Below are 14,853 nucleotides of genomic sequence, written 5' to 3' on the forward strand. Positions count from 1 at the left end.
TACCCCTCCTTAAGCTTTTTGAATCATAACGAAGTTGTCGTGGAAGGCCAGACCATCGTTGCCGGTGGCTTGTTTGCCCATATCACTGGGTATGGCTTTCACGGTGTAGTTGACATTATAGTTAGAGTTTTTGTACCAGGATTCATAGGAGACGATCACATCCGGGGGAGTGGTCCGGGTTAAATGGGCTTTCAGGATGATTGATCCTAAATCATTAAAGACTTTGACCTTATTACCTTCGCTGATCCCGTATTGGGCTGCCAGTTGGGGGTGGATTTCTAAAATGGGTTCCGGGTTGGCAGTCATCATCCAGTCTAAGTTTTGGAATTGAGAGTGTAAGGCATGCTGGGGATGAGGTGTGATCAGGCGGATGGGATAGTTAGCGGGGGCTTTCATTTCCTCCACCCAGATTGGCAGGGGCGGGAGTCCGTTTTTCTCAGCAGAGTCACTGTGAATTTCGATTTTCTGAGAGGGAGTACGGAACTTACCGTCGGACCAGGATGCCGGGGGCATTTTGGCTTTGCGGGGGCTGTCGATAAGTTCCTGCCAGCGGGAAATTTCTAAAAACTCATAAATGCCGGGATTGAACTCCTTGGACAGCCATTCTTCCGGGGTGCCCTTCGTGGGGAAGGTACAGGAGCCTGGCTCCAGAGCGTTCATTTTTTGGGAGAGAAGCATGGCGATTTCAATATCATTTTTGCTTTCGTACATAGGCTTAATAGCCATTTGGTTGATGCCCACCCAATAATGCCAATAGCTGGCATTGACATCCGTGTTTTCAAAATGGGTGGTTGTGGGCAGAACGATATCCGACATCTGCACAGTTTTATTGAAGAAGGAATCAACGGTCACCACAAGTTCCATGGAATTAAACATTTTCTCAATGGCTGTGGTGTCCGGGTCCTGAGAACCGGGGTTGCGGCAGGCCAGCCAGAGCATTTTGACGGGAGGGTCCTGCTGGGCCATGACATCCTGGGCGAAGTTATTCATGTTAATATTGCGGTCCCCTTCTTTGCCGTCAGGACCGGCAAAGCCTTTGGAACCCTTAGGGGCAGGGTAGGACATGGCGTTATAATTAAAGCCCCAGGTTTCTAAATGTCCATAATTGACGCCGCCTCCGGATTTGCCGACGTTGCCGGTCATCACCCCCAGAGCATCGATGATCCGGACATTCTGACCACCGTTGGTATGGCGCTGCAATCCGTAGCCCACCCACATGCTGGCAGGCTTGGCCGTGGCATATTCACGGGCAATCTCCCGGATGATGTCAGCAGGTACTCCGGTTTTTTCAGCCGCCCAGTCCAAGGTCACATTGTTTCTCAGGTAATCGATCCATTCGTCGAAGCCAACACTGTTGGCCCGGGCATAATCCCAATCCACCCAGTTGTTGTCCAGAATATAACGGGCCATACCCAGGGCCAAAGCTCCATCCGTACTGGGCTTGATTTGAATATAGAGGTCCGCTTTGGATGCTGTTGAAGTTTCGATGGGATCAATGACCACCAGTTTTGTTCCCCGTTCCCGGGCTTTATTGATGAAAGGGATACTGTGAACCGCGGTCCAGGCTGCGTTCTGCCCCCAAAGGATTAAATAGTTGGCGTTAACCATATCTTCCGGGTCATTTGAATACAGGGTGCCGAAATCATAGGTCTGGGCATCGATTCCTGCCGGCCAGCAAGGAGTTCCCAAAGCACGGGTAGTGTAGCCAATGCTGGACATGGTTCCGTCAGCACCGTAGTGGAGGATGCCGAAGTTGCCAGAGTATTTGTCGAAGCAAATAGGTAGGGTTGAGCCATAACGCTTTTTTAGGTCCAGTATTTTCTTGGCGATTGTTTCCATCGCTTCATCCCAGCTAATCCGGGTCCAGTTGCCGGAACCCCGGGGGGTCTGTTTCATAGGATATTTGATGCGGTCCGGACTGTAAATCCGTCGGGTATAGGTATAACCTTTAAGGCAAAGTTTGCCGTTGGTATAGCCATGTTTAGGATCACCTTCGACTTTTTTTAAAATCCCGTTTTGTACGAAGGATATTTGCCCGCAGGTGTCGTAGCAGTTGCGGGGACAGACGTTGCGGAACTGCTGAAATTCAGCGTTGGGATCTGCTGCAGCAGCGGGGTTTAATTTTGTCAGCATTTCAAAGCTAAAGAGACTGGCTCCGGCGGCAGTGGCCGCTGTGGCGCCGATAAATTTGCGGCGGGAGATTTTCATAAGAACCCTCCTTTTGACGATGTAGATTAGAACGATAACTGGATTGTGCTTAAGAGTACTTGCATAACCGGCAAAAAAACGGGGTGCTGGGTATTTTCCCTGACAATCGCTGCGAATTCCGGGAGCCAGCGCCGGGGATGCTCTTCCATAAAGGTATTGAATAAGTGCCGGTACTTGCTGGCCTTTGAGGAATTGCCTGCGGAGGATTCTTCTCTTAACCGGCTGAGCAGGTAGGCTGCAAATTCCAGTTCAGCAGCAATAAAATCATCGGGAGCAGAGCCTTGGCAAACACTCATTAAATTTTCTGCCTGGTAGCTTTGGCGTACTGCCAGGGTTTGTTCCTGCATGACCAATCGATCCGGGGATAAATAAATGGATTCATAGGGTGGTGCCGGGGGGGAAGCAGGGCCGACAAAGAGACGATTAAATTCAAAGCACATTTGCTGGAACTCCAAGGGCTGAGCTTGGACATGATTTTCCAGGCTTTCTCTGATCTCCAGTAAACCGGGCAAGTCCCTGCCCAGACACTGGCATGATTTTCCCAGTTCCGCCAGGGTGCGAGATAATTCTTCCCCCCCGCCTATAAACAAGCGGCTGAGGGCAAGTAAGGCGGAGATAGTGCCAGTCAGGAGTTCGCTTTGATGATTGGTTGTGCCGGCAAGGACAGCAGTCAAAGGTGTTTCCTCCTTTCAGCTAATTGTAATTTTTTTAACTTGCTTAAAGTATAAAGCTGCTGTTCTCTTTTGTCTTTGGCGGCAAATATGAAAAAAAGGAGAGGTTTTTGTTAAAAAAAACAACGCTTTTCAATCCGGTAGCGCAAGGTGTTGGGGTGGAGGTAGAGTTTTTGAGCAGCCAGGTTAATTAACATATTATAGGATGTTAAATGGCACTTTTTGATGGTCAACTTACCAATACTTAAAAGGAGGAATATATTACCATGACAAAATATAAAAGGAGAATGCTTTATGGGAACGAACAAATGTAATTGTCTAAAGATTGAATCCAAAGATTTACCAATTGTGATTGGTGGAATTATTGTGTACGAATTAGCAATCATTACAGTTCTTATGGTTTTAATCTATTTGGATTTAGATGAGCCATGTTGTCAAGGGTCATGTGTGAAAGAAGAACAATCTTGTGAAATAAATGCAGAAATGACAGACTAAACGATGAAAATTCGGCTGAGGTTATTTTGTTGTGACTTTGGCCGACTTTTTGTTTTCGTGACTGAGTTGATTTAAAAAAACGCCTCCCGTTTACAGAGAAACGAGGGCGAAGCAGGGGGGACACAAATTGTCAGGACCAGAGGCCTTTCAAACGGCCAATTTGCAGAGCGATAAACAGATTAAGCTGATGATTAATCTGGGAAACATCCCGGTCCAGAACCTCGGAAGCCTTCTTAATCCGGTAACGCAAGGTGTTGGGGTGAAGGTAGAGCTTTTGAGCCGCCAGGTTAAGATCACCGTTACATAAGTAGTAAGTCAGCAGGGTTTGTTCCAGTTCCAGGTTACCCTCCCGATCAAATTCTAAGAGGGGTTTAAGAATCTCTTGGCGATAATCTTCAAGTTCCTGGTGATCCAGTCTTTGCAGCAGGCGCATGATGCCAAGTTCATTGAAAACGGTAACTGGTTTATCCGGGTACAAAAGGCGGCCGATTTCCAAGGCGGATCGGGCCTCTTGGAAACTGCGGTGAATTTCCCGGGCAGTGGGGTAGAGGTTGCCTAAGCCGAAGTAAATCTTGCGGTCTGGGAATAACGTTTCGGCTGTGTCCCAGAAGGTTTGCAGAAATTGTTCAGCCGTACCGGCAGTCTGGGACTGAGCAATCATTTCTTGAAGGGGAAAGAGACATACAACCTGATCATTCCGTTCCAGGCAAATGGTACCTGGGTTGAGATTGACGATAATACGCATTGCTTTCGTGATTAAGCTGCTAAGACGCTGTCGTTCCGCCGGCAGGGGCATAAAATCCTGGATTTCTCCCACGGCTACTAAATGGGGTTTGCTAAAATCCCATCCCCATAGTTTACCCCGTGAACAAATGACTTCAACAGAATCAAAGTTATTGTAAAGGAGATCAAAGAGGAAGTCGCGATGGTGCTGCTTTTCATTTTCGTTAATAGATTCTATCTTTAATAATTCTAAGCTCAGAAGAGTGGCAGTTTTATTAAGGAAATAATGTTCTATGCTTCCCAGTTTATCTTTGCAAACACTTAAACCCAGATAGCCCAGAACACCTTCCTGGCCGGAAAGGGGGCACCAGGTTAAGGGAGTGTCTTGATAGGAGCCTTGCCAGGCACCCTCTATTAAATTTACAAATTTGGAGGGAGGGGACAATTTAGATTTCTTCCCTGGTTTGGGAGGGAGAAAAGGAATGGGCTTTTCAGGCAGTTGTCTGCCTCCTGCCCAGGCTAAAACATCAAGTTGCTGGTCGAGAAGAAAAACATCGTATCCCAGAATTAGCTGCAGCTTTTCAACGACTGAACTACTATATTGGTTTGATAAATCCTCTGTCAGGGTTTGATAGAATTCTTCGCAAGCCGCCAAAATACGGCCTTGTTGTTGTTCCAGCCAGTTTTTAATCTTTGCACAGAGCTCCTGCCAGGCAGATTCCGTTTGCTTGAGATGGATTTGGATAGGATGCTGCCGGGCATTGGGATTTTGGCGGGGCAGAGCCATAGCCTGCATTAACAGCCCATGCTCCTCAGGTGATAATTGTACTTCCCAGCCGGGAAAAGGGAGGACGTGCTCTTCATTACCCAGGCGCAAGGAATGAATTGCCAACTCACGGATATCTGGGGTTGAAGTATCAGAAGAGGGAGCTGCTTTTAAATTAAAAGTATCCATTAAATGGCCCAGGGTAATTCCTTGTGGTAAGTTGAAGGGCATTCTTTCACCTCGTTAACGATAAAATCTACGAAAAAAAACCTAATTATTGTTCAGTTCTCCGATTTCTTTGTACATAGCCTTAATTATGATTCGGATAATCAGCTTATTGTTTGCCCAAACCACCACAGTATTATCCATAATATAAATCCAGTGGGGTTAACAACGTAACAGGATTATAAAGAAATGGATTTTGATAATTTCTAGGAATTCGACCATAGTGGAATGTAAAGTAAAGCAGAGATTATGCTTCTGTACTCAACCCCATAAGGGCATAGGATATCAAACTTTTAACAAAAGTGGAATCCACGGTTTCTCCTGTTATTAATAACCGGTAGAAAAGAGGGGCAAAAATCAGATCAATGCTTAGCTCTATGTCCAGGTCCTTTTTTAACTCTCCTCTTAAAATGCCACGCTCAATGATATGCCGTGAAATGAGACGGCGAGGATTGAAATACCTGTTGCGGTATTCTTCAGCGATGTTAGCGTCAAATTGGCCTTCTGCAATAAGCTCCGTAATTACCTTTCCCTTGGGACTGGTAATAAAGGATGCCAGATTATTTACTTGAATGAAGAGATCTTCTCTTACTGAACCGGTATCCGGTACCTGGAGCATTGATTCTGTGGCAGCAAAAAAACCATCTAAAACCACAGCTGCTTTGTTAGGCCACCATTTATAAATCGTTGCTTTACTTACCCCGGCTCTTTCGGCAATACCTTCAACGGTTACAGCATTAAAGCCATTCTCAAGCGATAGCTCGTAGGAAGCAGTGAGAATGGCCTTTTTTGTTCCTTCACTACGTGGACGTCCTATCTTTTTATCCATCGAATCCTCCTTAGAATTTATCTGAAAAACAATATAAAAACTATACGTATATTATATATTATTATTTTGGCAAAAGAAATACTTGACATAAACTAAACGTCGCGTTTATTATATTAACATAAACTAAACGTTTAGTATATAAACTGTTTCGTTGATTAAGAATGGAGGGTATTGTATGAAAACTGAATTATCTCAAGAAAAAAAACTTTCCCGTTGGCTTATATTTTTGCTGGCAAGTGCGTGTGGTTTGATTGTTGCAAATCTATATTATGCACAGCCCTTAGTAGGTCCCATAAGTGTGTCTACAGGAATCTCTGCCGGTTCATCCGGATTAATTGTTACTATGACGCAGCTAGGCTATGCGATTGGTCTTTTGTTTCTTGTTCCCTTAAGTGATTTGTTGGAGAATAGGCGATTGGTTGTATCCATATTGGCTATTGCAATTTTAGGTATGATTACAGCAGCAAGTGCTAAAAATTCATATATATTTTTTGTTGCCGCAGCACTGATCGGATTTGGCTCTGTTGCAGCTCAGATATTGGTGCCCTTTGCCGCACATCTGGCACCAGCAGAACAACGAGGCAGAATTGTTGGAAATGTAATGAGTGGTCTTCTTCTGGGGATTATGCTCGCAAGGCCGGCAGCAAGCCTTATTACAGGTATTTGGGGATGGCAGGCAGTGTTTTTTATATCCGCAGTCATTATGGGAACACTCATGCTCCTGCTGAGCCGTCAGCTGCCAAAAAGGAATCCGCCGCCTAAAGATAGTTACCGTACTATCATAAAATCGTTGTGGTATATTTTTAAAACAACTCCTGTTTTGCGTAGAAGATCGCTGTACCAAGCAGCTTTATTTGGCAGCTTTAGCTTATTTTGGACTGTTGTTCCCTTATGGCTGTCACATCATTTTCATCTGACGCAGAAAGAAATTGCATTATTTGCTTTTGTAGGCGTTGCAGGTGCTGTTGCGGCACCAATTGCAGGAAGGCTGGCAGACAGGGGCTGGACCAGGAAACTCACGGGGATTGCATTGATAACCGCAGCTTTCTCATTTGTGATAACTCATCTTTTACAAAACAACCAAACAATATCACTTATAATATTTTGTGCGGCTGCAATTCTCCTTGATATGGCTGTCTCGGGAAACCTTGTTCTTGGACAGCAAGCAATATACGGGTTGGGTGATGAAATACGCGGACGTGTAAATGGAGTATTCATGGCAGTTTTCTTCGTCGGCGGTGCAATCGGATCTGCTTTGGGAGGCTGGTCTTATGCCCATGGGAATTGGGCAACGGCGTCTATAATAGGAATCAGCCTGCCGGTTCTTGCATTTCTTTACTATCTTACTGAAAAAAGCAGCTGTATTGATATAAGTTTTACAGTACAGGAAAGTTCCGGAGGAACTAGAACAGAGGCACAGCAAATGTCCGATAACTTTCTAAATGGAGTTACCCAGAAATTTTAATGAGGTGAAAGCATATGGATGCTGAATACTAAATGAGGAGAATAAGAAATCGGCGGTTTTGAGGTCTGACTAATCTAGATTAGTCAGCTCAAAACCGCCGATTTTTGAGGCTAACAACGTTATAGGACTATTTTTTTAGGCCTTTGATTAGCTCGTAAATGTTTGTTATTGTAACTTTGAAGTTAACTTTTTGCTGTAAAGAGGATTATAATTCATATATAGAAATGTCACAGACAAACCGACAAATTGTTTTATTAGTTGAATAAAAGGGATGATGCGGGTTGGATATTTTATCTTATATGACCAGTAGGTCAGGGACAGATACAGTAGAAAGTCTCATTACACTGGATTACCCAAAAGTTACTGAAGACTGGCTGATTTCTGAGGTTTATGAGGAATTCGGTCAATTAATCGAATATCTTTATGTTGTAAATGCAGATGGACTATTAGTAGGTCTTCTAGATCAGGCAACGATAAAGATACAAGCTGAAGTTCATAAGGCAATACAAAAACCAGTACGAGATCTCATTTGTAAAGTATCTATTTGCCTAGCTTCAAATAGGTCAACTAAGGAAGCAATCTCCCTCTTTATTAAACAGAAAGTAACTGAAATTCCGGTTACAGACGAGGCCGGAAGGATGATTGGAGTACTGAAACTTTGGTCTTTGCTAAATTATCATGAAAGAAAGTTGGAGCAGTTGGATCAAGAACTGGATAATTCCAAGAGGCTAACAGCTACATTGGAGGCCGTTATTAAAAACCCATATGAAGGTATAGTTGTCGTCGACGAAAGTTCCCATGTAATTATGATCAATAACTTCTATCTTGAGGTTCTTGGACTTACTAAGGAACAAGCATTAGGAAAACATATTATTGACCTAACTCCTCATTCTAAACTTCCAGATATTATTCGTACTGGAGTCGCTCAATTTGCAGAGCATTGGAAAGTTCGAGACCGTGATTTTTTAATAATTCGAGCTCCAATCAAACGAGGTAGCAAGACAATTGGAGCATTTGGAAAGACCCTCTTTAAGGATATGGGGCTTGCTCATACTTTCGCTCGGAAACTTGCCCAATTAGAAGAGGACTTAAAATTCTATAAAGAGGAATTAAGTAAGATCCACAAAGCCGACTATACTTTTAATGATATTATAGGTAAAGGACCAAAAATTTCTTCAACTGTTAGCTTAGCTCGTCGGGCAGCACGCACGGCCTCAACGGTTCTGTTAACAGGAGAAAGTGGAACGGGAAAAGAATTGTTTGCTCATGCTATTCATAATGATAGCGTTCGTCGGCATGGTCCATTTATTAAGGTGGATTGTGTCGCGATTCCAGAACAACTCTTTGAATCTGAGTTGTTTGGTTATGCGGAAGGGGCTTTCACCGGCGTGTAAGGGCGGGAAACCAGGTAAATTTGAATTAGCCAATCATGGTACTATTTTTTTGGATTAGATCGGAGATATGAGTCTGACAATGCAACTATTACAAAGCTATTCTTGGCCAGGTAATGTACGGGAATTGGAGAGCATTTTGGAACGAACTATGAATATATACGATGTTCCGCTTATTTTCCAGGAACACTTGCCTACTCAATTAAGATGCTCAATAGTTGGGACGACGAATCATCTAGATGAAGACAAAAGGATGTTAGAAGTCGGTTTGAATTCAGCTGAGAAGGATTTGCTGGTTGAAGCTCTACGACGTGCCGAGGGCAATAAAGCTAAAGCAGCCAAAATCTTGGGAATTCATAGATCTGCTCTATATAAGAAGCTTGCTAAGTATGGACTCAAAGGTGGGAAATCGTCTTAGGAGTAACGGAGAATATTTAAAGATATATACAGCTAAGAAATGAGGGATAGTTTATTCATTTTTGCATTGAATACTATCCCTCAAAGTATTTAAGTTGTCTTGGGAAATGATCTCAATTTTAAACTAATTCTTTTAGGAGCAAATTGATTTGAAATGTTGACTGATGGAGACGATATGTCCTATTTGAAAGAATATTGTCTCAAATAGAAGACGCAAAATCAATTCGTTTCATCATTCAAAGGTTATGATATCTTGTTAAAGGAATTTAACTGCACATTAAGTACATAATTTTCGAAAAGAAGATGGGCGTACACGATAAATAACAGCTATAATTTCCATAAACAGGGAATATTTGCAAATATCAGACATTAATTTTCGCAAAATTTTAATTATTTTTGTTTTACAGCAAAAGTAGTAATAAAAATAAGAAAAGTGGAATTATTCTTGCATATTGGGTCATTCGAAAGGAGGACAAATAGGATAAGTTTTTCACAGCAAGGAGGAAGAATTATGAAAATAAAAAAAATTGGAGTTTTAGGTGCAGGTACAATGGGTGCGGGAATTGCTCAAGTAAGCATTGAAGCGGGATATAACGTCGTCTTAATTGATGTAGTTCCAGAAGTTGTGGAAAAGGCAGTAAAAGGTTTAAACAAGGTATGGGGGAAAGGTGTAGAAAAAGGCAAACTGACCGCCGAAGCTGTGGCTAATTATAATACGCTGTTAACAAGCAGCACAGATATTAACGATTTTAAAGATGTTGACATTGTCATTGAAGCAATTGTTGAAAATATCGAAGTTAAGAAAAAAGTTCATAAACAACTTAGCGAAATTTGTAAGGATGATACTATTTTAGCATCCAACACCTCCGCCTTAAGCATTACTGAGATTGCTGCCGCTACCAACAGTCCTGGTAAAGTGTTGGGAATGCATTTCTTTAATCCGGTACCTCTTATGAAATTAGTGGAAGTAATTCCCGGCGTTGTAACAACTGATGATGTTGTACAAACAGTCATGGAATTGTCCAAGAATATTGGTAAAGATCCAGTGAAGGCTAAAGAAAGTCCTGGCTTTATCGTTAACCGTATCTTGGTTCCTTATATTAATGAAGCTGCTAACGTATATCAAGAAGGTATCGCTACAGTTGAAGAAATTGATAAGGCAATGAAACTGGGCGCAGGAATGCCTATGGGCCCCTTGGCTTTGGCTGATATGATTGGAATAGATATTGCTTTAGCAGTATGCGAATTTTTCTATAACGAATTTGGCGATTCCAAATATCGTCCTTCACTGGCATTCAAACAAAAAGTCCGTGCTGGACACTTGGGTAGGAAGACTGGTAAGGGCTTCTATGACTATAGCAATTAAGAACAACAGACTGATCATTAGGCCATGAGCATGGGAAAGTAACTCCTGGCCTCCAAAAAATAAAGAGAGTTATTGTTAGCGCTAGAGCCAAGGCCTTCAAAAAATAATCAAGAATGAGGGATTTACTTGGATTATAAGAGCGAGTATGAACGTAAATTTGTCTCTGCTGAGGAAGCGGTCAAGGTCGTTAAATCCGGCGATGTTGTTCATTACGGTGAATTTGTGATGGCTTCTCATGTTTTGGATGCGGCATTGGACAAGAGAAAAGATGAATTGAACGGGGTAATCATAAGATCCGTCTGCACTACTTTTATACCCCAAACTGTGGTCAATGATCCGGAAAGAAAACATTTTATCTATAATGACTGGCACTTCAGTGGGGTTAGCAGAAAGTTTCATGATAAAAATTTGTGTAACTATATCCCAATGACCTATCACGACAAGGCAGATTTCAGGAACTGGAGGACAGTTGGACTATATTTATGGGGCCTATAAATCCAAGGGAGGCAAGGGGCTGATCTGTCTTTCCTCTACATTTGTTGATCATGAGGGCAAGGTACGATCCCGTATCAACCCAACTTTGACTCCTGGAGCGATTGTTACCGTTCCTAGAAGTATCAATTATTATGTGGTCACTGAATATGGGATTGCAATGCTAAAGGGAAAGAGTACGTGGGAAAGAGCCGAAGCCTTGATAAATATAGCTCATCCTGATTTTCGTGATGATCTCATCAAAGAAGCGGATGCCCATAAAATTTGGGTTAGATCCAACAAGATATCCTAAGATAACTGTTCTTCTAAAGCCTGTAATGTGAAATGTTAATTACAAAGGAGGAATTTTAATTATGGCAACGGAACTTAACGAAGTTGTAATGGTTAGTGCTTGCAGAACACCGATTGGTTCCTATGGTGGTTCGCTCGCGTCGGTACCGGCCAATGAATTGACTAAGATTGCAGCTGCTGAAGCCATTAAAAGAGCGGGAATTGAACCAAATCAGGTGGATGAAATTGTGGCCGGAATGTGCATGCATCATGGCAATGGTTCATTACCTCCTCGTATTGTGGCAATGGAAATAGGTATGGATCCAAGATCAAGCGCCTCCATGGTTAATCAAAACTGCGCGTCAGGCATGAGAGCTTTGGAGATTGCTGCCATGAAACTTCAATTGGGTAAATGCGATATAGCGCTGGTAACCGGTACAGAAAGTATGAGCAATGTTCCTTATATCTCTAGGAATATGAGGTGGGGGGCAAGAATGGCTGATGTCAAAATGGAAGACCCTATGCTTTCTGATGGACTGGTATGCAAACTGGCTGGCTCCCACATGGGCGGGACGGCTGATAACATTGCTAAACTGTATGGAATTACCCGAGAGGAATGTGATGAACTGGCACTTCTTAGCAATCAGAGAGCAGTAAGAGCTATTGATGAAGGCCGTTTCCAGAGAGAGATTGTACCTGTTCCGGTTAGAAAGGGAAAGAAAGAATTTTTGTTTGCCCAGGACGAGCATCCTAAAAGGGATGCAAACCTTGAAGGTTTGGCTAAACTGAAACCCGCATTTACTAACGATGGAGTTGTAACGGCCGGCAACGCATCCGGTCTTAATGACGCTGCTGCAGCTGTTGTTTTGATGACCAAGAAAAAGGCTCAAGAATTAGGAATTAAACCTCTGATGAAACTGATCAATGTCTGTGATGAAGGGGTAGAAGCTCAGGTAATGGGTTTAGGCCCCGCTGTTGCCATACCTAAATGCTTGAAAGAAGCCGGAATGAAATATGAAGACATTGATTACTGGGAAATCAACGAAGCCTTTGCAGCCCAAGTCATTGGTGTTGCTAAGAAGATTAAAGATGAAGCAGGCATCATTTTGAATATGGGTACCTTTGAACAGGACGGCAACATTAACAGTAATGGATCTGGAATCGGACTGGGACATCCGGTTGGATGTACTGCACTGCGCATAATTGTCAGTCTTTACTATGAACTGGAGAGACTTGGGAAAACAACAGGCGGAGCATCTCTTTGTGTAGGCGGCGGACCAGCTATGGCTTCTCTGTGGACTCGGGAGATATAGTCTTGGAATGGAAAATAGATTTCCCTTATTGCATTTTTCAGAAAGTAGTTTAAAATATAAATGAATGAATATTCATTTTTGATGGAGGGGATTTAAGATGTCTGCAAATTTTGCCGTAAATAGTATCCGGGATTTCGAGTTTATTCTTCAGGAATGGCTTCCAACAGAAAACGTATTTAATTACCCCCAGTTTGCCGACTATTATTCCAAAGAGGATATTAAATCAGTTCTTGAGCCAATTCTTAAAATGTGCAAAAACGTTATCGAACCTACCAACGCTGAATGTGAAACCCACCCAGTGACCTTTGCTGACGGCAAGGTAACGACCCCGCCTAGCTTTGGGCCTTTGTTTCATAAGATCCAGGAAGAAGGATGGGGAACGAGCAATATCGATAATTCAGACGATGCCATGGTTTTGCCGGAAATGTTGCACGCAGCCGTCTGGGAATTGATTTGTGCGGCTAATCCCTCGTTTATGCCCTATGTTCTCTTGACCAGTGGGGCAGCCGGCTTAATTCAAAGCTTTGGCGATGAAAAAGTTAAGGCGATATTCCTGCCTAAGATGATGGATGGAACTTGGGCAGGAACTATGTGCTTGACTGAGCCCGGTGCAGGTTCCGATGTAGGGGATATTACTTCCAAGGCCTATCCAACTGACGATCCTCGGATTTTCAAGATTCAGGGCAATAAGATATTTATAACCGGCGGAAACAATGATTTTACCGAAAATATTATCCACCTTTTCTTAGCCCGGATTGAAGGTGCTAAGCCGGGTACAGGAGGCATCTCACTGTTCGCAGTGCCGAAGTATTGGGTCAATGAAGACGGCAGCCTTGAAGACAATGATTTTGTAAACACCGGGGTAGAGCATAAAATGGGACTTCATGGTTCTGTCACTGCAGCTTTGTCTGCGGGGGAAAACGGAAATTGCCGCGGATGGCTGCTGGGTATCGACCCACGTGAAAATGAGGGCAAGGGCGAAGGAATGGCTCAAATGTTCCAAATGATGAATATGGCTCGAATGGAAACCGGTCATATGGCTTTGTCTTGTATTATCAATGCCTTTGCCAATGCCCGTGACAATGCGAAAGAGAGAGTTCAAGGTCGCTTGCTCACGAATCCTAAAGCCGGTCGGGTACCGATTATTAACCATGAAGACATCAAACGCACTCTTATGATGGGTAAAGCACATATCGAAGCAATGCGCGCCATGATGTACAGGGTTTACCTGGCTTTTGACCAACGTCATCGCGATCCCGATCCGGAAGTGAGAAAAGCCGCCAACGACCTGATTGAAATCTGCACTCCGCTTTGCAAGGCATATCCTTCCGACGAAGCCTGGTGGCTCATTGGGGAAGCGCTCCAATCCTATGGCGGGTATGGTTACTGTGAAGAATATCCCGTATCCCAAATTGCTCGAGACGTAAAGATCTACTCCATTTGGGAAGGCACCAACTATATCCAGTCCATGGATTTACTCGGACGCAAGATGAACATGAAGGGCGGCTCAGTTTTTGCTGCTTGGGTTAAGGAAATGTTCGATTTCTATGCAGCAAACAAAGATAACGAAGCCTTAAGTAAGGAATTCAATATCCTCGGCAAGGCCCTGAACTCTTATCAAGCTATGATTAAGGCTATAGCCGAATATTCAAAGACAAATATAAGCAAGATTCCTCTCTATTCCCGTCGTATCCTTACGGCCTCTGCTCAACTTTTCTGTGGACGTCAGATTCTTGATCAGGCGATTTTGGCAGATAAGAAGGCCAAGGAAGTGGGACCAAGTCACTTTGATTATAAATTCTACACGGGTAAAGTTGCTGCGGCTAAATATTACATGCATAATGTAGTACCTAATGTTTGGGCGGTTGCAGAGATTGTCATTGACGGTGATGCCTCAGCTCTCGATGTTCCGGATGAAGTTTTTGAATATTAAGATTGTATTACAGCTATGAAAAATAGCCTTCGCTTAATAAGCGGAGGCTATTTTTAAAGCCTTCAAATATCTCTGATGGCTTGAATAATCGTCGCTGAATCGAGACAAGGTGTCCCTTTGGAGAGAATTTTGTCTCAAACAGGAAACCCGATAGTACTCATAGGCATGATTTTGGAATGGTTACGATGTTCTTTTGCTTAAGCTTATATCTCGCTAGGAAGATACATACTGTTAAAAATCGGTTGAAATTTAGTACAAATGGAGTAATTTCATGATTGTTTTAAACCTA

11 protein-coding genes and 2 pseudogenes are annotated in these 14,853 nt (G+C 43.1%); 8 read left to right on the forward strand and 5 right to left on the reverse strand.

Translation table 11 applies throughout. The features are described 5' to 3' along the window. Positions 1-9: 9 nt before the first annotated feature. The 3 genes from DESOR_RS12355 to DESOR_RS30975 all read right to left on the reverse strand — a co-directional run bounded on the left by DESOR_RS12355 (position 10) and on the right by DESOR_RS30975 (position 3,265). Positions 10-2,208, reverse strand: coding sequence for a molybdopterin-dependent oxidoreductase (locus DESOR_RS12355; RefSeq protein ID WP_014184921.1), 2,199 nt, complete (start codon positions 2,206-2,208; stop codon positions 10-12). Between the two features lie 26 nt (positions 2,209-2,234). After that, the gene (locus DESOR_RS12360) at positions 2,235-2,882 is read right to left on the reverse strand and encodes a TorD/DmsD family molecular chaperone (RefSeq protein ID WP_014184922.1); all 648 of its coding nucleotides are present in this window, start codon (positions 2,880-2,882) and stop codon (positions 2,235-2,237) included. A 110-nt stretch (positions 2,883-2,992) separates the two neighbouring features. Then, positions 2,993-3,265 carry a helix-turn-helix domain-containing protein gene (locus tag DESOR_RS30975; RefSeq protein WP_148265270.1) on the reverse strand — a complete coding sequence of 91 codons (273 nt, stop codon included), beginning with the start codon at positions 3,263-3,265 and terminating at the stop codon, positions 2,993-2,995. On the opposite strand from DESOR_RS30975, the gene DESOR_RS29370 reads away from it, so the two are divergent. Then, positions 3,174-3,374: a hypothetical protein gene (locus DESOR_RS29370; RefSeq protein WP_014184923.1), complete on the forward strand. Its 201-nt coding sequence runs from the start codon at positions 3,174-3,176 to the stop codon at positions 3,372-3,374. The two genes, DESOR_RS30975 and DESOR_RS29370, sit on opposite strands and share 92 nt — an antisense overlap. Before the next feature lie 130 nt (positions 3,375-3,504). On the opposite strand, the gene DESOR_RS12370 is transcribed toward DESOR_RS29370, so the two are convergent. Both DESOR_RS12370 and DESOR_RS12375 read right to left on the reverse strand, forming a co-directional pair. Further along, a complete protein-coding gene (locus DESOR_RS12370) occupies positions 3,505-5,094 on the reverse strand; it encodes a PucR family transcriptional regulator (protein WP_014184924.1) in 1,590 nt (529 codons plus the stop codon). A 241-nt stretch (positions 5,095-5,335) separates the two neighbouring features. Beyond that, positions 5,336-5,917, reverse strand: coding sequence for a TetR/AcrR family transcriptional regulator (locus tag DESOR_RS12375; RefSeq protein ID WP_014184925.1), 582 nt, complete (start codon positions 5,915-5,917; stop codon positions 5,336-5,338). A gap of 175 nt (positions 5,918-6,092) precedes the next feature. Here DESOR_RS12375 and DESOR_RS12380 point away from each other — a divergent pair, with 175 nt between their 5' ends. The 7 genes and pseudogenes from DESOR_RS12380 to DESOR_RS12410 all read left to right on the forward strand — a co-directional run bounded on the left by DESOR_RS12380 (position 6,093) and on the right by DESOR_RS12410 (position 14,564). Further along, positions 6,093-7,382: an MFS transporter gene (locus DESOR_RS12380; protein WP_014184926.1), complete on the forward strand. Its 1,290-nt coding sequence runs from the start codon at positions 6,093-6,095 to the stop codon at positions 7,380-7,382. A 299-nt stretch (positions 7,383-7,681) separates the two neighbouring features. Further along, a pseudogene (locus tag DESOR_RS12385) lies at positions 7,682-9,191 on the forward strand (sigma 54-interacting transcriptional regulator). 510 nt (positions 9,192-9,701) lie between these two features. Continuing rightward, positions 9,702-10,556 carry a 3-hydroxyacyl-CoA dehydrogenase family protein gene (locus DESOR_RS12390; protein ID WP_014184927.1) on the forward strand — a complete coding sequence of 285 codons (855 nt, stop codon included), beginning with the start codon at positions 9,702-9,704 and terminating at the stop codon, positions 10,554-10,556. Positions 10,557-10,682: 126 nt separating this feature from the next. Next, positions 10,683-11,051: a sugar phosphate isomerase family gene (locus DESOR_RS30980; RefSeq protein WP_042331164.1), complete on the forward strand. Its 369-nt coding sequence runs from the start codon at positions 10,683-10,685 to the stop codon at positions 11,049-11,051. After that, positions 10,996-11,340 (forward strand): annotated as a pseudogene (locus DESOR_RS30985) (acetyl-CoA hydrolase/transferase C-terminal domain-containing protein); the annotation flags it as partial. The gene DESOR_RS30980 and the pseudogene DESOR_RS30985, both read left to right, overlap by 56 nt. Positions 11,341-11,401: 61 nt before the next feature. Then, positions 11,402-12,631 (forward strand): thiolase family protein, encoded by a 1,230-nt coding sequence (locus DESOR_RS12405; RefSeq protein ID WP_014184928.1) that lies wholly within the window; start codon positions 11,402-11,404, stop codon positions 12,629-12,631. A 97-nt stretch (positions 12,632-12,728) separates the two neighbouring features. Further along, a complete protein-coding gene (locus tag DESOR_RS12410; protein ID WP_014184929.1) occupies positions 12,729-14,564 on the forward strand; it encodes an acyl-CoA dehydrogenase family protein in 1,836 nt (611 codons plus the stop codon). Positions 14,565-14,853: the final 289 nt, after the last annotated feature.

Origin of the sequence: Desulfosporosinus orientis DSM 765 (assembly GCF_000235605.1) — a bacterium.
Taxonomy (GTDB): domain Bacteria; phylum Bacillota; class Desulfitobacteriia; order Desulfitobacteriales; family Desulfitobacteriaceae; genus Desulfosporosinus; species Desulfosporosinus orientis.